We start from the raw sequence: 26,363 nt of genomic DNA on the forward strand, positions 1-26,363 counted from the left end.
GATGCTGGCGCTCATCATCCTTGCGCCGCTGCTGGCGGGCCTGGCGGAGCTCGTGCTGCGGCGCGCACCCGAAGCGATTGCGCTCGTCGGCGTCGGCATCGGGTTTCTGGCGGCGATGGGCACCCTTGCGGGGGCCGTCGCGGGCGATGCGGTGCAACTGGTCCTGCCGGGCCTGCCGCAGAAGCCCCTGCGGCTGGTCGCGGTGCCGCTGACGGCGGTGTTTTCGGCTATGGTGGCGACGGTGGCGGCCTGTGTGCTGGTCTATGCCGTCGGGTACATGCGCAGCGACCCCGAAAGGCCGCGCTTTTTCGGCATCGTGCTGCTGTTCGTCGCGGCGATGCAGGCGCTGGTGCTGGCGGGCGACTGGATCACCGTGCTGGCGGCGTGGGAATTGATCGGCTTTTCCAGCTATCTGCTGATCGGCTTCTGGCATGGGCGTGACGGCGTGCCCAGTGCCGCGACACGGGCGTTTCTGTATACCCGCAGCGCCGATCTGGGCCTTTATCTGGGGATTTTCGTGCTGATCGGCTGGGCCGGCACCTCGGAAATCTCGGCTACATTGGCGATCAGCGGCACGCCCGCCCTTGTCGCCGGGTTGCTGTTGCTGGTGGGCGCGATGGGCAAGTCGGCGCAGGTGCCGTTGCAGGACTGGTTGCAGCGCGCCATGGCCGGCCCGACGCCGGTCTCCGCTTTGCTGCATTCCGCGACGCTGGTGGCGGCGGGGGCGATCCTGCTGATCCGCGTGGCCCCGATGCTGCCCGCAGGCGCGCTGATTGCGGTCGGGCTGGTGGGTGGCGTGACGGCCGTCGTCACCGGGCTGATCGCGCTGGCCGAGCGGGACCTGAAGCGGCTGCTGGCCGCCTCGACCTCCAGCCAGTACGGGCTGATGCTGCTGGCCATTGGCGCGGGGGTGCCGGTGGCGGCGCTGCTGCACCTTATCGCCCACGCGGCGATCAAGAGTACGCTTTTTCTGGGGGCGGGTGTGTTCCAGCATGATCGCGACAGCACCGACATGGATGCGGTCGCGGGCGCGGGCCGGGCACGACCGCTGGTCCTTTCCGCCTTCGCCGTTGCCGCGGTGGCGCTGGCGGGTATTCCACCGCTGGCCGGCTTCTTTTCCAAGGACGCGATCCTTGCCGCCGCGCTGGCGGCCCCCGGGGTCGTATGGCTCGCGCCGCTGGCGCTGGCAGGCACGGTGCTGACCGGGGCCTATATGGCGCGGGCGCTGCGGGTGCTGTGGCAGGGCGAGGCCCAGCCCGTTCTGGGCAAGGGGATGGGCTGGATGGGCGCGGGCATGGCGGTGCTGACGGCGCTGGCGGCGGGGCTTGGGTTCGCCTTCACGCCGCTGGAACATCTGCTGGAAGCCAAACTGCCGCCGGAAGGGCCTGCGATGATCCTCGGGCTTGTCGCGGCGCTGAGCGGTCTGTTGCTGGGCTGGTTCGTCGCCCCGACCCGCCTGATGGGGCCGGTTCTGCCGATGGCGCAGCGCGGCTTTGCCGTCGCGGGCGGTATGGACGGGCTGGTGCTGCGCCCGGCGCTGGCCTTTGCCGCCGCCTGTGAAGGTTTCGAACGGCGTCTGCTGGCCGCGCAACTTGGCCTTGTGCGGATCTTGAGCCTTGGCACCGCATCCAGTGCCGAGCGTTCAGACAACCGCCTTTATGCCGCGACCCTTCAGGTGGGCCGGATGAACCTGCGCCTTGGCGACGGTGCCGAAAACACCGACACCCATGGCATCGACGGGCTGATCTTCGGCCTTGTCGCCCGGACAATCGCCGCCGGCCGCCGCCTGCGCTTGCTGCAAAGCGGGCTGATCCACCGCGAACTCGCCCTGACCGTCATGGGCATTGCCGTCATCGCGGCGGTGCTGCTGATCTTACCGATGTCCTCCTGAAGAAAGACGACCCCGCCATGCCCCTTCTCTCGATCTCCGTCTTTCTGCCGCTTCTTGGTGGCGTGCTGCTGATGGCCCTGCCAAACAAGTCGGCGCGCATCGCCCATGGCGTTTCCATCGCCATCACCGGGCTGACCTTCCTTGTGACGCTGGCGATCTGGGCACGGGGCACGCTGCCGGGCGGTTTCGCGCAGGTCGAGGAAATCGCCTGGATCCCGGCCATTGGTGCCGCCTACCGGGTTGGCGTCGACGGCCTGAGCCTGCCGCTGATCCTGCTGACCTCGCTGCTGTTTTTCCTGTCGGCGATCTATGCGGCGCGGATCACCGACCGCCCGGCGGTCTTTGTCGCGCTGATGCTGATGCTGGAAACCGCGTCGATCGGCACCTTCGCGGCGCTGGACGCGCTCTTGTTCTACGTCTTCTTCGAAGTGTCGCTGGTTGGCATGTATTTCATGATCGTCGGCTGGGGCTATGAAGAGCGCCAGCGCGCCGGACTGATGTTCTTCATCTACACGCTGCTAGGCTCGCTGCCGCTTTTGCTGGCGATCATCGGGCTGTATCTGGCCACGGGAAGTTTCGACATGCGTCTGTGGATCGAGACCCCGCCGCTGACCGGGCTGGCGGCGATGCTGGCGCTGATCGCGATGCTGTTCACCTTCGCGGTCAAGATTCCGTCCTTTCCGGTGCATACTTGGCTGCCGGCGGCCCACGTGCAGGCCCCCACGGTCGGCAGTGTGATCCTGGCCGGCGTGATGCTGAAATTCGGCACCTATGGCCTTGTGCGTTTCGCCTTACAGATGACGCCCGACGCCTTTGCGCAGGCCGGTCAGGTGGTGCTGGCCTTTGGCGTGTTCAGCGCCCTTTACGGTGCCTTCGTGGCGCTGGCGCAGTCGGATCTGAAGAAGATGATCGCCTATACGTCGGTGAACCACATGGGCTATGTGGTGATCGGCGTCGCGGTAGCGGCGCTGACGCTGGACCCTGACCTGCGGGCGGTCGCGCTCAATGGTGCGACCTTGCAGATGGTCAGCCACGGCATCGTCACCGGGGCGTTGTTCTTTCTCGTCGGCATGTTGCAGTCGCGCGCCCACGAACGCGAGATGACCGCGTTCGGCGGGCTGCTGGGGCAGGTGCCATGGCTGGGCTGGGCCTTCGTGCTGTCGGCCTTTGCCTCGCTCGGGCTGCCGGGGCTGGCGCATTTCCCGGCCGAATTCCAGATCTTCCTGGCCACACTGAATGCCCAGCCCTGGGCCATAGTGGCGATCGTCGCCATCGTGGTGACGGCGGGGCTGTATCTGCGCGCCATCGCGGCGGTATTCCTGGGCGAGCTGAACGAAAGATGGGCGGCGATGCCCGATCTCGACCGGGGCGAGATGCTGGCCATCGTGCCGCTGCTCATCCTTATCATCGTGATCGGGGTCGCGCCATCGTGGTTGCTGAACATGATCGACGCGACGATGCGGGCGCTGCAATTCTGATGGCGCGCGACCTGTCCTTTCTGTTTCCCGAACTGATGCTGGCCTCGACGGTCGTGCTGATGCTGGGGGTCGAGATGCTGCGCGCGCCGCGTCTGGCACTGACATTCGGGTTGATCGGGCTGGGCCTGTCCACCGCGCTGACGTGGCCGCTGCTGGAGGCCGATACAAGCGTCTTTGGCGGCACCTACCGCGTCGATCTGCTTTCGGGCTGGGCCAAGCTGATCCTGCTGCCGGGCACCGCGCTAGCGCTGCTGATGACACGGGCCGAGATTGCCGGGCAGGACCGCGAGGGCAGCATTTACACGCTGCTTTGCCTTGTGACCCTGGGGGCGCTGATGCTGGCGGGCGGTGGCGACATGATGCTGCTGGTCCTTGGCGTGGTGCTGACCGGGCTGGGATCATTCGCAATGGTGGCCTGGCCGCGCGACGATGCGGCGACCGAGGCGGCGATGAAATATCTAGTGTTCGGCGCCGTCACCGGATCGGTGATGATCTACGGGCTGACCTTCTGGTTCGGTGGTGCCGGATCGACGCTTTTTTCCGAGCTTGGTGCGCTTCAAAGCAAGCCGCTGATCGCGCTGGCTGGGCTGGTCGCGGTGATGATCGGGTTGGGCTACAAGGCGGCGCTGGTGCCATTCCAGTTCTGGGCACCCGACGCCTATGATGGCGCGCCGGTATCGGTCGCGGCTTTTCTGTCGGTGATCACCAAGGTGGCGGCGGTTTTTGCCTTTGCGCAGGTGCTGCGCGATCTGCCTGTCGCTACCGGCTGGCCCATCGTCGTCGCGCTGATCGCGGCGGTGACGATGACATTCGGCTATCTGGCGGCCCTGGTGCAGAGCAATGTCGTGCGGCTGCTTGCCTACTCCTCGGTGGCGCAGGCGGGCTATTTCATGCTGGGGATTGTGGCGCTTGGCACCAGCCCGTTGGCCCTGCCTTCGGTGATCGTGTTCGGCGCGGCCTATGTGGCGATGAACCTTGGGGCCTTTGCCGTCATCATGATCGCGGGGCGCAATCTGGACAATTTCAAGGGCTTCGGTCGCGCCCGCCCGGTGGTCGGCGTGGCGATGGTCGTGTTCCTGCTGTCGCTCACCGGCATTCCTCCGCTCTTCGGCTTTGTCGGCAAGGTTCTGCTGTTCGGTGCCGCGATCGAGGCGGGCTATTTGTGGCTGGCGGTGATCGGTATCCTCAACAGTGTGCTGGCGCTGGCGGTCTATCTGCGCATCGTGGTGCCCATGTATCAGGCGCGCGATGGCGACGCGGTTCGGGCGGAGGTCGCGCTGCCGTTGTCGGTTGTGCTAGGTGCGACCGCGCTGGTCACGGCGCTGATGGGGCTGTTTGCGGGAGTGTTTCCCGGGTGACTTAAGGCGCGGTTTTGTGCCAGTCGGTCAAAGTGGTGATCTTGCTATCTGTCGCGTAGCCCTTAATGGGAGTGGGCAAAACCTGGTGGTCGACGTGGTAGGGTAAGGTTTCGGAACAAGGCGGGACCCACCATGGATGTAAGCATTTTTATCGAGACGACGTTTGACGATGGAGAAACCAAGAGGCGCAATATCGGTCGACTTCGCCGTGCGCCGGATGAGTTTGGTTCCGAAAATTTAGGCCTTCTCCTAGACGACGCAAAGACCTTGTTGAGGCGCTTGCAGGAAGCGATTGTGCAAGATCAGGTCGGTGAAGCATTTGATGCTCGCCGGAAATGCGATGACTGTGGCAAACAACGCGCGATCCATGATGATCGAGGGCGTATTCTCGACACTCTTTTCGGGCGAATTCGGGTGAAGTGGCCAAGGCTTCGACGCTGCTTGTGCCAACCGGCTGAGGTCGCGAAATCTGGGCCACAATCACCACTTGCCGGGTTGTTCTCTGACCGTGCGACTGCCGAACTTCGGCGCCTGCAGGCTGAATTGGGGGCCAGGCACTCGTTTCGGGAAGCCGCTCGATTGATCGAAATGTTCATGCCCTGTTCGGCTCAATTGAACACGACCGTTCGAAATCGTTTGGGTCGCATCGCCGACGAGCTAGGCCACGAAGACGTAAGCCAAGGAGACGCGGATACAATCGCGCCGCCATCACCACTAACCCTTTTCCTAGATGGTGCGCACATACGATGTCGACCTGAATACCAGAAGCGGCACCTCGATGTTGTAGTCGGCAAGGTTGAAAGCCCCAATATGAGCCGGCGGTTTGGTTTCGTGCAGCAAGCCGCCGGTTCTCCTGCAAAGCAACTCCGACATGACCTGATCGCGCAGGGCTGGGACGGTCAGAGCAAAGTGACCGTGATTTCAGACGGCGAACCTGCACTGCCGAATTTGGTGAGGCGTGCCGTTCGAGGTCCCGTCACCCACATACTGGACTGGTGGCATATCTCGATGCGGGTCAAGCACATTGAAAATGCGGTGCGGGGCCTTCTGCAATCGAAGGGCTTTTCAGGGTTGCCGCTACTCTTCGAGCGACCTGCTGATACACTGCGTTGGTACCTTTGGCACGGCAAAGTGATGACCGCCGCGACAATCCTCAAGGTTCTTCAGATCGATTGCGATCGTCTGCACGCCGAAACCCGAGAATTACGAGAAGCGGCCAGGCGCGTCAAAGCCCGGTGCCAGGATCTCTATTCCTACCTTGCGAACAACTTTGACGCGCTCGTGGACTACGGCCATCGACCCCGGAATGGCCTCGCAGTTTCGTCGTCTCGGGCAGAAGGCTGTGTTGATGACATCGGCAACACCCGCATGGGCAAGCGGCGGCGCATGAGATGGTCACCGCGGGGCGCGCATCGGGTTGCCGTCACTCGGGCCGCTGTGCTTGACGGAAGGCTAGGCGTCTCAAAGCGGGCCGCTTAACCACCAAGTTTTGCCCACTCCCGTTGGATTTCCCATCTCACAATTAAGGGCTACGCGACACATGGATTTCGATGCGGATGTCGCGGCTGTAGTCATCGCCCAGAAGAGCCCTCACCCGCGCCTCGACCGCGCCGCCTGCGTCATGATCCGTATGCACAACCTCCGGCTCTTCGGTCAGGTTGAAACGGATCAATGGAGAGGTCGCGGCGCGAATGATCTGGGGGTGCAGCTCCGGAGGCGCGCCTTCGATCAGTTGTGCTACATTGGCGGCCCGTCCGGCGGCTTCCGCGCCGATCGCCGCCTGCACGGCGAGTGTTCTTTCGTCAACGAAGAACCAGAGGCTCACCGCCTGCGCCACGACGATAACACCCAGCACCAAGAGTGAGATCTGCGTGCGCAGTCTCCACGGGCGCGTTTTCACGAACTGACCTCGACATCGCAGGTCAGGCTGTAACCGCCGTTGCGCACGGTGGAGATGACACGGGGGCGCAATACGTCCGGTTCGATCTTGCTGCGCAGGCGGCTGATCTGATTGTCGATCGTCCGGTCAAGCGGTCCGGCCACGCGCCCCGCTGTCATTTCCAGCAGCTCATCGCGGCTCATGACGATACGCGGGCGTTCGAGCAGGATGGACAGGAGTTTCAGCTCACCGGAGGTTACCTGATTGCGGGTGCCGTCCGGGGCGGTCAGGGTCCGTCCGTCATAGTCCAGTTCGAGATGGGCGAACCGGATGCGCTTGCCCGCGAATGGGTCCTGCGGAGGGCTCTTCTCGCTGCGTCGCATGATGGCCCTGATCCGGGCCAACAACTCGCGCGGATTGAAGGGTTTGGAGAGATAATCATCCGCGCCGCCTTCCAGACCCTCGATGCGGTCGTCGTCCTCTCCGAGGGCGGTCAGCATCAGGACCGGTGTGCCGCACTCCTGACGCAATCTTTTGCACGCAGTCAGCCCGTCTTCGCCGGGCATCATCACATCGAGCACGATCAGATCGAAAGAATGTCTTGCGCGCTGAGCGTCCATCTCTGCGGCACTTTCGGCGACCGAGGTTCGCATGCCGTTCCGTTCGAGATAGCTTGAAACGGAATTGCGGATCTCGTCATGGTCGTCGACGACCAGAATGTGGGCAGGTTCGCTCATACCCGGTGTATATCAAACCGCCGGTGTAAATGTCCGCCCCCTCTTTGTAGCCAAATGTAACGGCAGTTTGACGCGTCGCGGGAGCAGGGGGGACAATAGGAGCCCTCAAGTCTGCGACAGCGCATGTTCCGGCGGTCTGCGGATCGCCAGCCGGTGCACCCCGGCGGATTGCTGTTCTTCCATGCGGGGCGGCGTCCCGGCGAAGAAGGTCGTGATTTCCTGATACCTGATCCGCGTATCCTCAAGCGCCTGATAGTATCGGAAAAGCTCCTTCAGTGGGGCCGAAAAGTCTTTGTGCGCGGCGAGGACCGCGACCAGTGCCCCAAGCGTGATCCGGCCTTCGATGACGAAATATCCGCCAAGTGAGTAGAACAGAAACGGTGTCAGCGCCGTCAGAAAGTTGTTGAGCGCCTTGATGAAGAACTTGAGACGAAAGATCCTTCTGCGTACCTGCTCCAGCGCCTTGAAACTAGCGCCCGCCGCCGACAGGCCGGACGAGGCGCCCTGTCGTTCGCGCAACTGCTCGCTCAGTTGCCTGCCAAGATCGCGGACCTCTTTGATCCGGATACGCGACAGGGTGTTCACCCGGCGCTGCAGCTTCGGGAGCAGAATAAGCTGAATGGGCAACACGGTCAGCGCGGCGGCACCCAGGATCGGGTCCTGAATGAACATGAACAGCAGAATGGTGAAAAGCGTGCCACCCTGCAAAACCGGCAGGGTCAGGACTTCGGCCGCGAAGCCGCCGATGGGTTCCACTTCCTGTGCGAGTATTGGGACGATCTCGCTTTGCTCGGACGCCTCCGCATCCGAGCGCCACCGCCGATAGATCAGCAGCCTGAAGCGTCGGAGAAACCGCTCCGCCGTATAGCCCTTGAAGACGTTGAGCGTGTATTTGATGAGTCCGTTCAGGCTGATCGACAGCAAATACAGCCCGCAAAGCAGCAGCAGGAATATGACCTGATCCAAACTCTGGCCCAGAACCTCGACCGGGAAAGTCGCGGATTCCAGCGCATTGTTCACGATCTGCTTGGGCAGTTCCAAGGTCAGATACAGGATCGGAAGCGCGAGAAGGCTCAGCATGATCATCTGCGCCTGCTGCCGTCTGGTGTAGCGCAGGACCGAGCTGAACAACCCGGCATCAAGCCCCCTCACGTGGTTCATGCGCGCGACCGGTTTTGCCGGGCGGCTCCAGAGCCGCAGGATACCGCGCAGGACGAGATAGAGGGCGACGCCGATCAGCAATCCCGGCGCCAGGACCAGAATGAGGTGAATGAACGGATGAACCCAGTCCGGCGTCGTATCATTGTAATCGTATCCGAAGAGGGCGGAGACGTCATGTACGAGGACGTGATACCTGTCCATCAGCGACATTGGAGCGCGCTCAATATCCGGCGGGTGAGGCGAGGTGATCATGCACGATGATGACCCCCCACATCCCGGCATCTCTGTGGCCGGGGACCAGACAGGCAAATTCCAGATTGGTCACGTCTGAAAACTTCCAGATCAGTTCCCCGGTTTCACCGCTGGGTATCGATATGAAGTTGGCGGCGTCATGGGTCATGTCCGGATGCTCCTGCATCCATTGCCGGTTTTCGGTGACTTCATCGAAGGAGCCGAGAAAGAAAGTGTGATCGAGTTTGCCGGAGTTCGTGACCCGAAAGCGGACAACCGCTCCGTTCTCGATGTGAAGCGCATCCGGATCAAAGAGCATGTAACCGCTTCCGGTCTCCCTGACCGTGATGTCGACCGTCCTGTCGGGCGTGGCATCGCCGGGGGGTTCTCCGATCGGGTCATGGTCCGGAAGGTCGTAGGCCCTCAGATGGGGTTGCTGGCTTTTGCCATCGGACGCATGCGCGGAGAGGGCGGACAAGATGAGCGCTGCCGCGAGGGTGCAAGTTTTGAACGATGTCTTCATGTGCTCAACGCCTCCGCAGTAGGGGAAATTCTAGAACCGGGTTTATTCGATCGATTGAAGCCGTGAGCCCAAGGGTTCAGCAAACGTCGGATCTGGGTACTACCGCCGCTGGCGCGGTACACCATCGTCGCAGACGGGCGCCCAACGGGGGAAAGAACGGGCGCGGTGTACGCCCGTTCTGGTATTAACGTTATCGCAAGGCGGTGCTCGCGATCCGCACTGACCGTTTAGTGAGTAACGGAGACTTCGCGGAACATGCCGGATTCGTAATGACCGGGGATCAGGCAAGCAGCTTCGAACGTGCCGTTATTTGCAAATGTCCAGATGATTTCGGCATCTTCGCCGGGCGCGAGCCGGATGCGGTTGGGCTCATTATGACCCATATTCATACCGCTCATATCCGCCATTTCGTTCTTGTGCGCGGCGTTCTTCTTTTGCGAGTCGAGAATGAACTCATGGTCCAACTCGCCCTCGTTGCGGACGACGAAACGGACGGTCTCGCCTTCTTTGAAATCCAGATCGCCGCCCTTGAACAGCATTTCGCCGTCGTCTGTTTCGACCATGTCGATCTCGACCGTGCGGTCCACCGCAGCGGCATCGCCGGGCATGCCGATCTTCATTTCTCCATGGGTGTCGCCGGACTTGTTTCCGTGAGCCGCTTCGCCGGCAAACCCCGGTGCCGCAAAGGAGGAAGCCAGTGCGATTGTCAGCAGTAGATGTTTCATCTGTTTAGTCCTTGGTTGCTTTTGGGTTCAGGTATTGGCCGGAGGACTCATCAGCCCTCCGGATTGCTCCCGCAGGAACAAATCTCAGAATTGAAGGCGTGTACCCATCACGACCGAGAACTCATCTGTATCCCCACCGGCCGCGCGGGTGATGTCCCGCGTGTCGCCGAACGAGGTCTCGTAGTTGACGCCGATATAGGGTGAGACCGCACGGTCGATGAGGTCGTAACTCAGCCGCGCACCGATCTCCATGACTGCGCCACCCGCACCCCGCCCCCGGGCGATGTCATCCTTCAGCGGCATATCGATCTCGATGTTCGGGGTCAGGATCAGACGGTTGGTAAGGAGCAGTTCGTATTCCGCCTCGAAACTGAAGAACGAATAGTCGGAGAGGTAGAGATCGGCGTCGATCTCGAACCACTGCGGCGCGAGCCCTTTTACCCCCACGACAGCCGCGTAGCGTTCCGGAACGCCCTCGGGTGTGCTGGCATAGGCTCCGACCACGCCGCTAAAGAAGGTCGAGATTGGAAACCGGAGACGTAGCTGGTTTTCGAGGCTTTCGAACTCATCGGACGAAAGACCGTATTCAGCTTCGCTGCGCCACACCAGCTTGAGCTCATCCGTGCCGATGAGGGCGTCGAAATCCCAGACAAGGACCTCTTCGTCATCCAGTGCGCGAATTTCCAACTGTTCCGCCTGCACGCCCCAGATCAGCTGTTCGGTCTGTTTGACGGGCTGAGCCTGCACGAGCGAGGCCCAAGGAAGGATGAGGCCGGCCAGTCCGGCGAGTTGACTGTATTTCATTACGTTCGTCCTTTGTATTTCCCGGCTCAAGCCGCGCGTCCCTTGACCACGACCTTGCGGAACATTCCCGCCCGCGCGTGGTAGCTGAGGTGACAGTGGAACGCCCATTGACCGGGGGCGTCGGCCTCGACTTCGATGTCCGTCGTGGCGGCGGGATTGATGTTCACGGTGTGCTTGATGGGATTGCGCGGACCGTGACCGGCATCGATGATCGACCACATCCCGTGCAGGTGCATCGGATGCGACATCATCGTTTCGTTGATGAACCGCATGCGCACCCGCTCGCCGTATCGGAGCGTGATCGGGGCGGCATCGTCGTATTTCACGTCGTTGATCGACCAGATGTAGCGCTCCATGTTACCGGTCAGCCGCAACACGATGGTGCGTGAGGGTGCGCGGTGACGGTAACGAGGGCTGGCGGCGCGCAGGTCTGCGTAGGACAGGAACTTGCCGCCGTTGTACGCGACAGGCGTCAGTCCGCTGCCCGGGACATAGAACGGATCGCCGCCATCAGACATTGCCATTCCGCTCATACTGTCCATGCCGCTCATACCGTCCATTGCGGGCTTCTGCATCTGGGCATGGTTCATGCCTGACATCGGTGCCTTTTTCTTCTGCTGCATCTGCGTGTGGTCCATGCCGTCCATCGCAGGCTTTTGCATCTGCGTATGGTCCATCCCAGCCATCGAAGTCTTTTTCTTCGGCTTTTCCTCTGACGGGGTCATCGCAGGCATCGGGGGCTGCTGGCTGGATTGCATGTTTGAATGGTCCATGCCTGTCATGTCGGTGTGGTTCATTCCGGTCATGTTCTGCATGACGTGGTCGCCCATACCCATGCCCATATCCATACCCATACCGCCCATCATGCCGCTCATGTCGGCCATGGTGAGCAAGGGCTTGGGTCTGAGACGGGGCACGGCACCGGCATAGCCCTCTCTGGGTGACAGGGTGCCCCGAACAAGCCCGTTGCGGCCCATGGATTCCGCAATAATGCTATAGACCTTGTTCTGCGTAGGCTGGACGATGACATCATAGGTCTCGGCAACCGCGACCCGCAGTTCATCCACGGCGACAGGCTCCACATCGTTGCCGTCAGCCTGCACGACGACCATTTTCAGTCCCGGTATCCGCATGTCGAAGTAGGTCATCGCGGAGGAGTTGATGATCCGAAGGCGGACCTTCTCACCGGGCCGGAACAAACCGGTCCAGTTTTGCGACGTGCTGCGACCGTTGATCAGCGAGGTAAATCCCTGCACGTCTTCGACGTCGCTCGGCAGCATGCGCATGCGCCCCCACATGCGGCGCTCTTTCAGCGTCGCCTTGAGACCGTCCATGCGGGCGTCCCGGATCAGGTCCTGAAAAGTGCGCTGCGAACGGTTGTAGTAGTCGGACTGCATCTTGAGGTTCCGCAAGATGCGGTTGCCCGGATGGGGATGTTTGTCGGCCAGCTGAACGACATAGTCGCGGTGCGCTGGTATGCGTTCCCTGCCGCGCGGCTCGATCACGATCGCACCGTAGGCGCCATCCGGCTCCTGAAGGCCTGAATGGCTGTGGAACCAATAGGTCCCGGCCTGCTGGATCGGGAAGCGATAGGTAAAGGTCTGACCGGGGGCGATGCCGTTGAAGCTGATCCCCGGAACGCCGTCCTGACGGAAGGGCACGATAAGTCCATGCCAGTGGATCGAGGTGCTTTCGCTGAGGTTGTTGGTCACGTTTATCGTAACCTCCTCACCTTCCTTGAAGCGCAGGATCGTCGGAATCTGGCTGCGGTTGTAGCCCACGCCCATCTTCTGAAAATCGCCCGTGTTGATGCGCACCGGGTCGACTGTGATATTGTAGGTTCCCTGAGAGGTCACCTGCGTGGAGCCATGCGCGCTCAACGCTTTGGGCATCGCAAAAGCCGCAGCCGCAGCCAAGCCGAACTGACGCCGCGACAACCCCTTCGCCAGCTCTTCAGAGGTACTGAGCGCCGTATCCCAGAGGGCCAGCTGCTTTCTATTGAAGAATTGCATTCGTTTTCCTTGTATTAGTCTGTCTGAAAGGTGCCGCAGCGCGCGTGCTCAAGGGTTCGACGGCGTTTTGGAGGTCAGTCGCACCCGGCTCGGCACAGTTCGCTTCGAACACGGCACGTGCCGGGGGGCGTTTACGCGCGGTTCTGCCTTGCAACTTGCGAGGGTCAGCGCGGGGCCTGTTTCGAGTTCTGAATTTGTCGGATCCATGATTCACGTGCCCTCCGTGGAACTGGAGGTTTTATAGCCGGAACGCCTGCAAAGGATCAAGAATACATATGGTTACATATGGGGTTAGGGTGTGCTGACCGTCGGTAGGGTGGGTGGTTGCTGATGTGATTTGCTTTGGTTCGGGAAGGGCGAAGGGGCGCCTACGCAGTTGCCCGAAGGTTCGCGAACGCGCTTGATGTAGATCATCTTTCGCTTGCTATGCCCGGTTTCCAGAGATGATCGGCGAAAGACAGGCTCATCCAAGGGCATTGCCAAGTTGGGTGATCGTGGGCGCAAGGGGGCGTGGCGTGAGCGCTTATGCGGTCATCTGGAGCGCATAGTCGTTCCACAGGCTGAAGGCGTCAGCCCGTGCGTGGCGGTATGAAGATGCGGTGAGACGATAGCGACGGGGACGGAAGAGGGTGTTTATCTGATCATGGGCCGCGAGGAATCTCTGCGCCTGTCGTTGGGACTTGAAGCGCCCCATGATTTTCTCTCGCCGTCGCGTTGGTCTATGTGAGCCCTCGATCCGGTTGTTCAAGCCCTTGTGTGCCCGATGATCGGCGTCGGGAGCGAGCTTCCGGATCGGCGCAAAATAGCTGCGCAGTTTGTCGGTGATCACCACACGGGGCTGGCCGAACTGCGCGATGAGCCTTGCCAGAAAGCGCTTTGCCGCCCTGGCATTTCTGCGGGTTTGCACGAGGATGTCGAGCGTGTCGCCATTGGCATCCACGGCCCGCCACAGCCAGTGCTTCTTGCCACGGATCGGGATAACCACCTCGTCCAGATGCCAGTTGTCTGAAGGCGCTGGCCGGTCTCGTAGGATGCGGGTCGAGAAATGCCCGCCAAAGCGGTTGACCCAAAGCCTGATGCTCTCGCGGCTCACGATCACGCCGCGCTCGGCCAAAAGGTCCTCGACGTCCGCCGTGCTCAAAGCAAAACGGTGCCAGGCCCAGACGGCATAGGCAATGATCTCCCGGGGAAAGCGAAAGCCCTTCAGGCGCGGCATGGATGACGGCATTTTCATCCGAGATCCTGTAGCAGGGGCTCCACGACACAACAACTTGGCAATGCCGGTGATGTGATCGAGCGGCGACTAATGTTACTGTATGGCCCTTGCGCGCTAACTCCCGGGCGAAATAGTGATGCCGTCCGCCCATACCGGTGCCTGTGGTTGAACCGTAATGGTTGATTATCACTATTCGGGTCATATTGAGCACCTTGCTGTCTTTAAACTAGGAAAAGTTGCAGCGTTCGCAGCGCTGTGGAGTTCTACGGCTTGGTATGAGTTCCGTCCCAAACACTTGCATTTAGCGGATATTCCGAATGAACTGGCTTACAAGGGCGAAGCTTGGAAAGGCTGTAGCCTCAGAGCGCACAGCGAGAGTTTTTGCAATCCGCTGCATTAATAAATCTCAGAAAAACACAAGCATGTCTGATTGGCACACGATCTCGCTTTCTGACGCTGCACGCAGGTTATTTCAGGGATGTATTGCTGCAGCGAGTAAAGTCCTCCGAACCAGGTCCGCGATAGCCTCTATCAACGTCTGATCGCTATCTCCAGATGAGTTGTTGATCAATTCTTGGATGGGCATTGCCAAGTTGTTGTGTCGTGGAGCCCCTGCTACAGGATCTCGGATGAAAATGCCGTCATCCATGCCGCGCCTGAAGGGCTTTCGCTTTCCCCGGGAGATCATTGCCTATGCCGTCTGGGCCTGGCACCGTTTTGCTTTGAGCACGGCGGACGTCGAGGACCTTTTGGCCGAGCGCGGCGTGATCGTGAGCCGCGAGAGCATCAGGCTTTGGGTCAACCGCTTTGGCGGGCATTTCGGGACTGTCCTGAATTTTGTGCTCTGGCGTGGTAACTGCTCTATAAGGAGACCCACGTATGAGCATCGACAAAAAGCTATTAGACGAACTGATGGAAGGCCGGTCCTCTGGCGACCTATTCGGCAAGGAGGGCATTCTTGCCGAGTTGACCAAAGCATTGGCAGAACGCGCTTTAACAGCTGAGATGGAGGAACATCTTGGGGCAGAGCGCGAAGAAGGTGTCGCGGAGGGCCAGAACCATCCGCCCAATCGTCGTAATGGCAGCAGCCAGAAGACTGTGACTACCGACAGTGGGAAGGTCATCCTGGACATTCCGCGCGACCGCAACGGCACCTTTGATCCGCTGTTGATAGCCAAGTATCAGCGTCGTTTTCCCGAGTTCGACCGCAAGATCGTCAGCATGTATGCACGCGGAATGACGACCCGTGAGATCCAAGGGCACATTGAGGAGATTTACGGCTTTGAGGCATCACCCAGCTTGATATCGGTGATCACTGAGGCTGTGATGGACGAGGTCACCGCCTGGCAGAGCCGACCACTGGAACCCTGCTATCCCGTGGTGTTTATGGACGCGATCCGCGTAAACATCCGCAGTGATGGAGCGGTCTCGAACAAGGCGGTCTTCGTAGCCTTGGCGATCCGTCCAGACGGCACCCGGGACGTTCTGGGGCTGTGGTTCCAGGCCAACGAGGGTGCCAAATTTTGGGCAAAGGTTCTGAATGATCTACGTCACAGGGGCGTTCAGGACATTCTGATTGCCGTGGTCGACGGTCTCAAAGGCTTCCCTCAGGCCATTGAGGCAGCTTTCCCGGAAGCCCAGGTTCAGACGTGCATCGTTCATTTGCTGCGCCACTCTATGAGCTTCGCCAGCTACAAGGACCGCAAGGCCGTGGCGACAGCCCTGAAGGCAGTCTACACCGCCTTGGACGTCGAAGCAGCGGAGGCTGCACTGGCCGAGTTCGAGGAGAGCGATCTGGCCAAGCGCTATCCGGCCATTGCACCGAGCTGGCGCCGAGCCTGGAACGAGGTGATCCCGTTTCTCGACTACCCGCCCGAAGTGCGCCGATTGATTTACACAACGAATGCCATAGAAGCCTTGAACTCAAAAATCCGGCGTGCGGTGCGAACCCGAGGCCACTTCCCGAGCGATGAGGCGGCAGCAAAGTTGATCTACTTGGCGCTCAATGCTACTTCCGCCGAGTGGAAGCGATCTGTGCGTGAATGGCACCGCGTTAAAAGCCAACTCGCCATCATGTTCGAAGAACGCTTTCCCATGGCGTAACTAAAGGCGTCAGGGCACAAAATTACGCACACTCCCGGCATTTCTCGACCCGCATCCTACGAGACCGGCCAGCGCCTTCAGACAACTGGCATCTGGACGAGGTGGTTATCCCGATCCGTGGCAAGAAGCACTGGCTGTGGCGGGCCGTGGATGCCAATGGCGACACGCTCGACATCCTCGTGCAAACCCGCAGAAATGCCAGGGCGGCAAAGCGCTTTCTGGCAAGGCTCATCGCGCAGTTCGGCCAGCCCCGTGTGGTGATCACCGACAAACTGCGCAGCTATTTTGCGCCGATCCGGAAGCTCGCTCCCGACGCCGATCATCGGGCACACAAGGGCTTGAACAACCGGATCGAGGGCTCACATAGACCAACGCGACGGCGAGAGAAAATCATGGGGCGCTTCAAGTCCCAACGACAGGCGCAGAGATTCCTCGCGGCCCATGATCAGATAAACACCCTCTTCCGTCCCCGTCGCTATCGTCTCACCGCATCTTCATACCGCCACGCACGGGCTGACGCCTTCAGCCTGTGGAACGACTATGCGCTCCAGATGACCGCATAAGCGCTCACGCCACGCCCCCTTGCGCCCACGATCACCCAACTTGGCAATGCCCTTGGATGGGCGTCTTCATCAAAGGCGGCGAGGTAGGCCTCGAAGGCCATGTCGGCTTGCATTTCGGCGAGGTCGATGGATTGTTCGAGTGTCATGATATGATCCTTTCCGTTGATCGTCGTTGGACGGATCGTGGAAAAGACCGGGGGCATGAGAGCGGGCTGCACCCGGCACGGGGCGGAATGAAATGGAGCACGACAGGGGCAGGTTTTGGTTGTGAGCGATGCCCCGCAGCGCTCAAGGCGTCAGCCGCCCAGAAACCTGCCCCCGGCGTTGCCGACCGCTCGACCCCGGGCTAGCGATCTGAAAGGCCAACAGGTCGACGGAAAGGCGCGCGGCGGTGGCCCTGACGTGATACTTCGTCCCCCGGACACATGACGTTGATCTGCGGCTACACCCACGCGGCACAGGGTGAGTTCGCCGCCCCTGGCAGCTTCGCCAAGACGACCCAGGCGCGGATTGCTCGACCGGCGGAAGGGGAGCGCTTGTCTCGCCCAGCGGGCCGCCAGTTCTTCCTGCGGACATTCGGTTCCGACTCGGGTTCGCGCGATGCACGTTGTCACTGAACAGAAAGATCAAAGCCGCATCTGCGACCTATCCAGCTTCCTACCCGCCACGGCGACGTCGTCCGGAATATGCCGCAACCTTCAGACACGGGTTTCGGACCCGAACCATTGTCGTTTCTTGAAACGAGAAAAAGCCAGACCGCCGGAGCGGTCTGGCTGTTGGCTTAGGCGGCGTCCTTTGGCCCCCAGGGGATGACGGCCTGCAGGGACAGATCGTCCTGGTTCGCGGCCTTGCCGAGGTTGGCGTTGAAGCCGTGGTCGCGAATGGTCAGCGTGTAGTAGTCGGCGCCGGTCTCCTTGTTCTGTTTCTTCCAGATGCCGCCGCACTCGACCAGCTTGCCGCGCGGGGAGCGGCCGAGGACGCGGTGCGTGGGGGCCATCGGGTTCGCGCTTGCGACGGGTTCGACCGTGATGTCGAGGTCGAAGGTCAGGGTCGAGATGGAGCCGACCCCCTTGGCGGTTTCGATGTCGGCGCTGGTGAATTTGATGCAGTTCGTGGTCATTGCTCTTCTCCTTGTTTGCGTTGCAATGATGGTCACCTTGCAGCTGGCCAAGGCCCGGCCACACCGCAGGCGGAGCGCAGCGGAGAGGGGCAGGCGCCGGTCTTTTTGCTCCGCGAGGAATGGCCCGCAGGGGCAAGGGAAAAAGATCGGCGACAACCTTTGTGGACGGGGCGACAGCTGCGACCAGCATGTCATGCAACTCAGACAAAAGGAGAAGAGCGGTGGCGGCGAAGGAAGGTAGGGGAACGGCCGAGGGAGGCGCTGCAGGGCGGGCGATGTCTTCTCTGTCCTCTTGCCCCGATCCGAATCCCGACCAGTCAGAGCTTTGCTGTCCCTGCCTCACGTGCCACGACGGCTGGTTTCCGTGGCAACCCGATGTGTGTTGTCTTGAAGCGCAGCATGGAGAACGTCGAAGCTTCGACAACCTGTTCGGATCACCGGGATTTCGAACTGACCCTCTACGGCAACCCGATAGCTTGGGTTTGCACAGCACGACCATCACCGGCCTTCTGCCAGCTTCGGTCAATGCAATCCGGCGGTCGTCGGACATCGTTTGCGACCCATGATCGCGGCGCGGAGCTGCGTGTCCGGCAAAGCGAGGACCAACAGCGGCCGAGACGCGAGGTACGTGATCACTGATGTCACACGCCCGCCCCAGCGACCGTTACCGAATGGCCGAGATGAAGCGTTACCACGACCGTGCGACGGCTGGTCGGGCTGGCTCCGGAGGAGACGGCGCGGCCAGCGGCACGTCGCAGGGAGAGGCGGCGTTTCAGCTCGGGGAGGGCGGCTGCGCGCAGCCGACCGAGTAGGGCGCGGTCCTGACCAAAGGGCAGGAGGGGCCAATAACACTAAAACCTAAGATTTGCGCATCACAAAACCCTAAAGATCGTTCGACACATACACCTAAATCATGTACGACGCTAAAACCTAAATCTCGAACGGAGCCGAATAATTATGCCGAGTGCCGCAGAGAAGCTTGCAAGCTCCTTGGAAGAGCTCGAGACACTACAGTCTGGTGGTTCGATTGCCATTCGCTCCAAAGACATGTCACGCACTCACCGCGAACGGCTGCTGAAGGCAGGCTTCCTGAAGGAAGTCATGAAGGGCTGGTACATCCCATCACGCCCCGATGAAAACGCCGGTGAGAGCACAGCATGGTACACATCGTTTTGGGGATTCTGCGCACAATACCTGTCAGATCGGTTTGGCACTGACTGGTCTCTGTCTCCTGAACAGTCCCTCATCATACATGCTGGAAACACGACAGTTCCTGCTCAGCTATTGGTAAGAGCGGTCAAGGGCGGAAACTCTAAGACCGATCTGCCCCACAACACGTCGCTTTTTGAGACGCGCGCAACGATCGCGTCAGATGAGGCGCTCGAAATCGTCGACAATTTACGCCTATTCTCCGTCGAGGATGCCCTAATCCTCGTTCCCGAGGTCTTCTTCCAAAACCATCCGACAGAAGCGCGCACTGTGCTTGCTATGATGCCAGATGCCTCACGGCTGCTTGGCAAGCTGTTGGACGGGGGGCACACGCGAGCGGCCGGCAGGCTTGCTGGTGCTTTTAGAAGCATCGGGTCCGAAAAGGTCGCAGACGAAATCCTTGCGGCGATGAAAGCCGCTTCGCATGACGTTCGCGAGATCAACCCCTTTGAGCAGTCGATTCTTGTGCCAAACGCCGGGCGGATCACCTCGCCCCACGTGCATCGCATCCGCTTGAAGTGGGAGAGCATGCGCGACGATGTTATTGATCTCTTTCCAAAGGCCCAACCCATCACCAATGACATCGACGCCTATCTCAAGCAGATCGACGAAATCTATGTCACGGATGCGTATCATTCGCTCTCCATTGAGGGCTATCGTGTCTCGCCGGAACTGATTGACAAAGTGCGTTCGGGGACCTGGAACCCAGAAACAGATGAGCAAGACCGAGCGCTGAAAGACGCCCTTGCAGCGCGTGGATATTGGGAAGCATTTCAGAGAGTGAAGGAAAGCATTCGGGCAGTTCTGGAAGGTGCTGACGCGGGTGAGGTTGTTGAGCGCGATCTGAGTGATTGGTATCGCAACCTATTCGCACCGTCTGTCACAGCGGGCATCCTGAAGGCCTCTCAACTTGCAGGCTACCGATCGTCCCCTGTGTACATTCGGCAATCCCAGCATGTCCCAATGAGTCCTGAGGCAGTTCGAGACTGCATGCCGGTCTTCTTCGACCTACTCAAGGCGGAAGATGACCCGACTGTTCGGATCGTCCTTGGACATTTCATCTTCGTATTTATCCATCCGTTCCTGGACGGGAACGGTCGAATAGCGCGCTTTCTGATGAACGTCATGATGGCCGCTGCCGGGCAACCATGGACAGTCATCAAGCTCGAACAGCGCGCGGCTTACATGGCCGCTTTAGAGACAGCGAGCGTGAGGGAAGATATTCGACCGTTTGCAGCTTTTCTGGCCGAGACAAGGGCAGCGCAATGACAAATAAATATGTTCTGGTCATGGGAAGCGCCAATGACGCCGAACGCCAGCCATTCAAGTTCTACATTTGAGCGAGTCCGACGATGAGAAACACTCATTCTGCAGCTACCGTTAAGACGCCAAGCCTGATCGACATCGCTGAGTTGCGCGTCTAGCTCATGCCAGTAACCCTAACCCCAATACGGCAGAAAGATTGTTGGTCGGGCTCCACTTGGACGATTGAGGACGAGGACCAGCTTGCTGAGCTCCTGGCCCGCGTCGCAATAGGTCAGTCGCGAACAGTGGAGCGCATATTGCGCGCCACAGGCGATTTGCCCGCGCGCTATCCCAAAGGCGGTTTCGAAGGTGCGCGAAAGCTTTTGACCGTCGGCACTGGCGACAAGACCTACCATCGGGATGGTTGGGTTTTTCAGGTCATTGCGTGGATCGCCGCTCACCGTTTCGACGATGAGGCTCTCATACGGGCTCCACAGATGATTAAAGCGGACAAAGGGTTGGATGGCCTCATTATTGAGTTCGACAGCGACGGCATTGCCCATGTTGTCATCTGCGAAGAGAAGGCGACCAAGAACCCTCGGAACCAAGTTAAATCAAAGGTCTGGCCGGAGTTTGAGCAGTTTGAAACAGGCGGACGAGACAACGAACTCATTGCGTCGGTAACTTCGCTACTTGAGGTATCCAGAGACCCAGACCCCGACGGGACTGTTGCCGATATTCTATGGAATGAAAAACGGGCATACCGCGTGGCGGTGACCGTTGGTGGCAAATATGCATCGGCAAAGGGACGCAAGGGCTTGTTCAAAGGGTATGAGAAGTCTGTACTGGGTGACGTAGCACGCCGGCGCGCCGAAACCTTAGTTTTGGAAGACGTTCGCGACTGGATAGATTGTGTAGCGGAGAAAGCGCTCGTCAAGATCGACAGTGCCGAGGCGGCAGCCAATGTATGATCCCGCAACGTCCGAACTCATCAGGTCCACCCCAGACTTGCCCGACCTGGACCGCGAAGGTTTGCCTGACCGACTTGCACGTGCTTTCGCCGAGATCGTATCGGCAAGGGTACTGCTTCGCGAGAGTGAAAATGGGGAAGAGCTTCTCGAGGACACAATTCGATTTGCACGCCGGTTGGCGCAGACCAATGAAGCATTGGTAGCCATTAATCCCGATAGAGAAAACCGGGCAGCGGCAGGCTTTGTTGCCGCAACGGCTTATCAGTTGGTTCATCAAGCGATCGCTCTACGGGACTCGGACCAGCCAGTTTCATTTGTATCGCCGAATACGATCAGTCCGGATGTTTCGGCAATGCTCCTGTTCTTGGTAGCCGGGGCATCGGCTGATGCTGCTGAGGTGGCAGACTCTATCCGCATCCCGAGCGGCGATTGGCTGCAGTCGGAACTGATTCTTCACTTGATCATGCTCGCAAAAGGACAAGTTGGTCGTATTCGGAATCGAAAGCGACCGCCCCAAGACCGACTCGTCTCGGGTACCGGTGGCGAGCGAGCCAATGCAGCGCTCTACTATCGACTCTTGCGAGGTGTGCGAGCCTTGGCCTTCGTGCTGCAAGGGCGTCGAGTGAGGGGGATGGTCGATCCAATTGCAGTCTTCTCTGAAGTAAAGTCGCTCGCCGCCGGCGCATCAGATCTGGAGGATACATTCCCCGAAGGTGCAATCGCTGTCTTTCCCGGACCGTTCCATTTGGCCAGTCTCTTGATCGCTGCAGGCTCCGCCCTGATGGAAAGCGCCGTCGTTAACCTACCGCCTCCGGATGGCGTACCTGAGGATCGTTGGACCGAGGCCATGAAAACGGTTGCCGAGACGCGCCCGTATCTGTGGCGTAATCACAAGGACGCCGTCGCCCAAGGGTACCTCAAGATTGGCACATCTGCTGCGATAGGGTTCCCCACTGGAGCCGGGAAGTCGACGACCGCACAACTCAAAATTCATGCAACTTTGTTATCCGGGCGCAAGGCGGTATTCCTAGCTCCTACGCACGCTCTCGTTGATCAGACAGCACGGGACCTGCGCGGTGCATTTCCGCGGGCAACCGTTCGCGGTGAACGTATGGACGAATTCGGGTTTTCTGGGGATAGCGACGAGTTGCCGGACGTCATGGTGATGACTCCAGAAGCCTGTCTCCTTACCAGTCATATGGAACCAGAGCGGTTTGATGACGTCGGTCTTTTGATCTTCGATGAATGTCATCTGATGCATCCGAGCACTGACGGAGACCGGAGAGCAATCGACGCGATGCTATGCATCTTGGGGTTTACCCGCGTTGTACCGGACGCCGATATCGTCCTGATGTCGGCTATGATGAAGAACACATATGAACTGAGCGGTTGGCTGGCGGAGCTGACAGGTAGAAACTCTCTTGCTCTCGACAATGCATGGAAACCAACCCGGCAACTAAGGGGATGCGTCGTTTACGATGAAAAGAGACTTGCTGACCTGCGAAAACTCTTGCGGAATGCTCGCGCAAAAAGCTCCACTGCGGGGGTTCCTGCTGCGGTAAAGCGCAAGCTGACGGCAAAACCAAACGCGTTCTTCAGCGTGAAGCAGACATGGGCGTCACAGGTTCGCCGCGACTATGCTCTTGTACCACTCTTGAACGAAACACTTCAGCTTTCGACAAACAAGTTCTGGAAAGTGACGCCCAACTCCGGTGTCGTTGCATCTTCAGTCGCTGCTGCAGCCGCTGGAGCAGGGCTACGAACTCTCGTCTTTTCTCAATCCATACCGAATGCCTTTTCTATATCAGAAAAGGCCGGGGCAGCGCTTGATGAATGTAGTGTCGAACTGACTGAAACTGAGCAGCGTCTGTATGAGATTTCCGTCGATGAAATGGGTGGTGCTGATCAGCTGTACTTGACTCTTGTGGGCGGAAAATTGGCATCCCAGGCTGCGACGCACCATGGACAATTGCTTCCTGAGGAACGCCAGCTAGTGGAGGCGCTGTATAAGCGAAAGGGGGCGTTGGCCGTGCTCGCAGCGACCCCGACGCTCGGTCAAGGTATGAACTTGCCTGCCGATTTGGTCATCATAGCAGAAGACAGCCAATTCGACGCCTCTTCCGGTCGAAAAGACCTCCTGGGCCCAGAGGACCTGCTAAACGCAGCCGGTCGTGCCGGCCGGGCAGGCGAAAGCGCAACCGGTATCGTTCTAGTCATCCCCGGACAGGTCGTCGGCCTGGACGATGCTGAGAACAAGATCGGGTCAAGATGGAGTAGGCTGCGAGACATATTTGGCCAAACCGATCAGTGTTTGGTGCTGGACGATCCATTTACGGCCCTAATGGACCGTATCCACAATAGCGCAACTGAAATCGGTGACTTGGAGCGTTACGTCGTCGCGCGCTTGGCAGAAACTGATCATGGCGACGATGGAAAAGTTGACATACGACTTGGCCTCGCGAGGAGCTTCGCGGCTTATCGTAAACGTCAAGATGCGGACGAAGACTGGGTTGAAAGCAGAACTGCCGCAGCACTTTCACTTCTGAAGAGCGATGATGGAGACCTAGCCGTTGAGCAATTGTCTTTGCGCAACACCGCATCCATGTTGGGGCTGCCGGAGGATATTCTGGACGACATGTCAAAGGCTCTCAGCAAGCACGGTTTTAGAAACTTCAAAACCGTCGAAAGCTTGTGCGATTGGGTGTTCGAGTGGCTGATGGTTAAACCGGAGTACCTGGTTCGCTTGGTCAAGTTGGAGACCCTGGAGTATCTCTTCGGAACGGAAATCAAGAAGCTAAAGGATGATCAATCGCGTGCATCCTACTCACTTCCGAAGCTTCGCGCGGCCTTGAAGGACTGGATGAACGGTGCGCCGCTCAAGAAAATTCAAAAGCGGCTTTCTGACAAAACACGCGACAAGAAGCGCTCTACGAGTGCTCGAAAGTTCGTGATTAGACTTGTTCCTGATCTCGCCCATCTCATGGGGGCGCCGCTTCAAATCCTTCAGGGTCATGTCAACGTGCATTCGGCGGAAAAGACAGAACCGTGTACAGCGATGGTGTTTGCCAATCGTTGCGTAAGGCGGGGATTTTCAAATGCTGAGATGGCCGCGTTTGGGTCACTTATGTGGTCAGCCAAATGGTCGCGGCGTGAAGTCCATCGACATTTCGCAGAAATCGTACCCTATCTCAAACCGGCTGCGGTTAGTGAATCTCAAGAGGCATTGGAAGCACGCGTGGAGTCCGCTTCTGATAGCGAACTAAACAATAGAGATCTGGACGACCTCATCTAATCAGCAAGATTGGACGGCTCGACAATTTCCAATTCCGGCAGATCCCGCAGGCTCTGCAGATCGAACGTCACCAGAAACGTCTCCGTCGTCACGAAGGTATGCGGCGCCCCGGGCCGCGGCGACCGGGGCCCGCTGGCGATCAAGTCCTTGTACCGCAGCCGGGCCAGAAGATCGCGACTGACCTCCTTGCCGAAGATGTCGGCCAGCCCGGCGCGGTCGATCGGCTGGTGATAGGCAATGGCGCAGAGCACCGTAAGCGGTGCGCCGATCCCACCTATTTGACGTAATTCCACGGTAGCAGATCGTTGATCTGGCTTTGTTTGTGGCCTGCGACGATGGCAGTGACCGTATCTGTCAGATAGGCATGCGGATCGACACTGTTCAATTTGCAGGTCTCGATCAAGGAAGCGATGACGCCCCAGTTTGTGGCCCCGTCGTCGTGGCCAGCGAAGAGTGCGTTTTTGCGGTTCAGAGCTATGGGACGGATCGTGCGTTCCACTGCGTTGCTGTCCATTTCGATGCGGCCGTCGGTCAAAAACAGGCACAGCCCGTCCCAGTATTTTGCGATGTATTTGAGCGCTTCACCCAAAGGGGCTTTAGCAGACAGCCGCGCGCGGTTGGTCGTGAGCCACTCCTCAAACGCGACGATCAACGGTGCCGATTGGTCTTGCCGTGCTGCCAATCGCACCTCGGGTGCCAGACCCCGGATATCCTTTTCGATCAGGTAGAGCGCAGCGATCTGTTTCAGCCCGTCTTCGGCGATGGGGGCAGTGCCAGATTGTGCAACTTCGTGCAGTTTGCGGCGTGCGTGGGCCCAGCAGTAGGCCAAGTCGACATTGTCATCGGCGCGTTTGAGTAAGCGGTTATACCCGGCATATCCGTCCACTTGGAGGATGCCAGAGAAGCCTTTCAAAATGTCATCTGCATATTGGCCGGAACGCCCGGGCGCATATGTAAAGGCAACGCCCGGTGGAGCCGCTCCACACCAAGCCCTATCATCGCGGGCCAGTGCCCAGAAGTAACCAGTTTTGGTTTTACGTTTGCCAGGATCAAGCACTGGTGCTCTTGTTTCATCCATGAACAATTTGGTTGAGCTTTTCAGATCAGCCATTAACGCATCGAAGACAGGACGGAGTTCATAGGCTGCCTTGCCGACCCATCCTGCAAGGGTGGAGCGATCCAGATCAATGCCTTGACGGCTGTAAATCTGTGCTTGGCGATACAACGGCAAGTGATCTGCGTATTTGCTGACAAGAACATGCGCCACCGTTGCCTCTGTCGGCATACCACCAGGGATAAGCCGGGCGGGTGCGGGTGCCTGAACAACCCCATTGGTGCAGGACCGACATGCATACTTTGGGCGGCGGGTAACGATCACACGGAACTGAGCGGGGATGATGTCCAATCGTTCAGACGTATCCTCACCAATCATATGGCGCTCAGCACCGCAGCCGCAGGTCATGCTATCGGGCGCAATCACTTCTTCAATACGCAGTAAATGTTTGGGGAGTGAGCCACGGTTGGTATTGCGCGGTTTTGTCGGGCGCGATGCAGGTGGATCCACGGCGTCATCTTCAGCGTGGACCGCCGCCATCGCCGTTTCGATGTCTTCCAGCGCCAGCTCAAACTGCTCGGGATCGGCCTTCTCAGAGCGTGCGCCAAACAGCGCACGCTTGAAGTCAGCAACCAGTTTCTCCAACTGATCGATACGATCCTGCTTGCGCAGATTGCGGTCCTCTGAGGCGGCAAGCAGCGCCTTCAGGGCCTCAATATCATTAGGGAGCTCGGCAGGTTTTGACATGGGGAATGACTACCATTTCCTGCACCTCAATACCCCTGCAAAAG

19 protein-coding genes and 3 pseudogenes are annotated in these 26,363 nt (G+C 59.4%); 10 read left to right on the plus strand and 12 right to left on the minus strand.

Annotation, left to right across the window (positions count from 1 at the left end; genetic code table 11):
- The first annotated feature begins 1 nt into the window (after position 1).
- From C1J04_RS19045 to C1J04_RS19060, 4 genes are all read left to right on the plus strand, one after another.
- Positions 2-1,891 carry an NADH-quinone oxidoreductase subunit 5 family protein gene (locus C1J04_RS19045; protein WP_198009226.1) on the plus strand — a complete coding sequence of 630 codons (1,890 nt, stop codon included), beginning with the start codon at positions 2-4 and terminating at the stop codon, positions 1,889-1,891.
- A gap of 17 nt (positions 1,892-1,908) precedes the next feature.
- Positions 1,909-3,369, plus strand: coding sequence for a complex I subunit 4 family protein (locus C1J04_RS19050; protein ID WP_009827254.1), 1,461 nt, complete (start codon positions 1,909-1,911; stop codon positions 3,367-3,369).
- Positions 3,369-4,727, plus strand: coding sequence for an NADH-quinone oxidoreductase subunit N (locus C1J04_RS19055; RefSeq protein ID WP_009827253.1), 1,359 nt, complete (start codon positions 3,369-3,371; stop codon positions 4,725-4,727). Before C1J04_RS19050 ends, C1J04_RS19055 begins: the two co-directional genes overlap by 1 nt.
- 132 nt (positions 4,728-4,859) lie before the next feature.
- Entirely contained in the window at positions 4,860-6,206 is a 1,347-nt protein-coding gene (locus tag C1J04_RS19060) for an ISKra4-like element ISSusp3 family transposase (RefSeq protein WP_009827252.1), read from the plus strand.
- Positions 6,207-6,267: 61 nt separating this feature from the next.
- On the opposite strand, the pseudogene C1J04_RS19065 reads toward C1J04_RS19060, so the two are convergent.
- The 8 genes and pseudogenes from C1J04_RS19065 to C1J04_RS19100 all read right to left on the minus strand — a co-directional run.
- Positions 6,268-6,627: pseudogene (locus C1J04_RS19065) on the minus strand (ATP-binding protein); the annotation flags it as partial.
- Positions 6,624-7,343, minus strand: coding sequence for a response regulator (locus C1J04_RS19070; protein ID WP_009827250.1), 720 nt, complete (start codon positions 7,341-7,343; stop codon positions 6,624-6,626). The gene C1J04_RS19070 and the pseudogene C1J04_RS19065, both read right to left, overlap by 4 nt.
- Before the next feature lie 105 nt (positions 7,344-7,448).
- Positions 7,449-8,714: an ABC transporter transmembrane domain-containing protein gene (locus C1J04_RS19075; RefSeq protein WP_009827249.1), complete on the minus strand. Its 1,266-nt coding sequence runs from the start codon at positions 8,712-8,714 to the stop codon at positions 7,449-7,451.
- A 10-nt stretch (positions 8,715-8,724) separates the two neighbouring features.
- Positions 8,725-9,258 (minus strand): cupredoxin domain-containing protein, encoded by a 534-nt coding sequence (locus C1J04_RS19080; RefSeq protein ID WP_009827248.1) that lies wholly within the window; start codon positions 9,256-9,258, stop codon positions 8,725-8,727.
- A 227-nt stretch (positions 9,259-9,485) separates the two neighbouring features.
- Complete coding sequence (locus tag C1J04_RS19085; RefSeq protein ID WP_009827247.1) at positions 9,486-9,983, minus strand: cupredoxin domain-containing protein; 498 nt, start codon at positions 9,981-9,983, stop codon at positions 9,486-9,488.
- 84 nt (positions 9,984-10,067) lie between these two features.
- The gene (locus C1J04_RS19090) at positions 10,068-10,787 is read right to left on the minus strand and encodes a copper resistance protein B (RefSeq protein WP_009827246.1); all 720 of its coding nucleotides are present in this window, start codon (positions 10,785-10,787) and stop codon (positions 10,068-10,070) included.
- A 26-nt stretch (positions 10,788-10,813) separates the two neighbouring features.
- Positions 10,814-12,799 carry a multicopper oxidase domain-containing protein gene (locus tag C1J04_RS19095; RefSeq protein ID WP_009827245.1) on the minus strand — a complete coding sequence of 662 codons (1,986 nt, stop codon included), beginning with the start codon at positions 12,797-12,799 and terminating at the stop codon, positions 10,814-10,816.
- A 523-nt stretch (positions 12,800-13,322) separates the two neighbouring features.
- Positions 13,323-14,033, minus strand: coding sequence for an IS6 family transposase (locus tag C1J04_RS19100; RefSeq protein WP_009827243.1), 711 nt, complete (start codon positions 14,031-14,033; stop codon positions 13,323-13,325).
- A 611-nt stretch (positions 14,034-14,644) separates the two neighbouring features.
- On the opposite strand from C1J04_RS19100, the pseudogene C1J04_RS19105 reads away from it, so the two are divergent.
- From C1J04_RS19105 to C1J04_RS19115, 3 genes and pseudogenes are all read left to right on the plus strand, one after another.
- A pseudogene (locus C1J04_RS19105) lies at positions 14,645-14,848 on the plus strand (IS6 family transposase); the annotation flags it as partial.
- Positions 14,849-14,894: 46 nt separating this feature from the next.
- On the plus strand, positions 14,895-16,118 hold the full coding sequence (locus tag C1J04_RS19110) for an IS256 family transposase (RefSeq protein WP_009824467.1): 1,224 nt from the start codon (positions 14,895-14,897) through the stop codon (positions 16,116-16,118).
- 41 nt (positions 16,119-16,159) lie between these two features.
- Positions 16,160-16,681 (plus strand): annotated as a pseudogene (locus C1J04_RS19115) (IS6 family transposase); the annotation flags it as partial.
- Here C1J04_RS19115 and C1J04_RS19400 read toward each other — a convergent pair.
- Entirely contained in the window at positions 16,657-16,827 is a 171-nt protein-coding gene (locus C1J04_RS19400; RefSeq protein ID WP_156775900.1) for a hypothetical protein, read from the minus strand. The pseudogene C1J04_RS19115 and the gene C1J04_RS19400 overlap by 25 nt on opposite strands.
- A 635-nt stretch (positions 16,828-17,462) precedes the next feature.
- Positions 17,463-17,801, minus strand: a complete 339-nt coding sequence (locus C1J04_RS19120; protein WP_008335621.1) for a DUF736 domain-containing protein — start codon at positions 17,799-17,801, stop codon at positions 17,463-17,465.
- Between the two features lie 957 nt (positions 17,802-18,758).
- Here C1J04_RS19120 and C1J04_RS19130 point away from each other — a divergent pair.
- The 3 genes from C1J04_RS19130 to C1J04_RS19140 all read left to right on the plus strand — a co-directional run bounded on the left by C1J04_RS19130 (position 18,759) and on the right by C1J04_RS19140 (position 24,518).
- Entirely contained in the window at positions 18,759-20,279 is a 1,521-nt protein-coding gene (locus tag C1J04_RS19130; protein ID WP_009827239.1) for a Fic family protein, read from the plus strand.
- Positions 20,280-20,437: 158 nt separating this feature from the next.
- Complete coding sequence (locus C1J04_RS19135; RefSeq protein WP_009827237.1) at positions 20,438-21,226, plus strand: hypothetical protein; 789 nt, start codon at positions 20,438-20,440, stop codon at positions 21,224-21,226.
- A 61-nt stretch (positions 21,227-21,287) separates the two neighbouring features.
- Complete coding sequence (locus C1J04_RS19140; protein ID WP_198009225.1) at positions 21,288-24,518, plus strand: DEAD/DEAH box helicase; 3,231 nt, start codon at positions 21,288-21,290, stop codon at positions 24,516-24,518.
- On the opposite strand, the gene scpB is transcribed toward C1J04_RS19140, so the two are convergent.
- A complete protein-coding gene (gene scpB, locus C1J04_RS19145) occupies positions 24,515-24,811 on the minus strand; it encodes an SMC-Scp complex subunit ScpB (RefSeq protein WP_437129178.1) in 297 nt (98 codons plus the stop codon). The two genes, C1J04_RS19140 and scpB, sit on opposite strands and share 4 nt — an antisense overlap.
- Positions 24,793-26,319, minus strand: coding sequence for an IS66 family transposase (gene tnpC, locus C1J04_RS19150; protein WP_009827234.1), 1,527 nt, complete (start codon positions 26,317-26,319; stop codon positions 24,793-24,795). Before tnpC ends, scpB begins: the two co-directional genes overlap by 19 nt.
- Positions 26,320-26,363 lie beyond the last annotated feature (44 nt).

This window comes from Sulfitobacter sp. SK025, assembly GCF_003352105.1.
Classification (GTDB): Bacteria; Pseudomonadota; Alphaproteobacteria; order Rhodobacterales; family Rhodobacteraceae; genus Sulfitobacter; species Sulfitobacter pontiacus.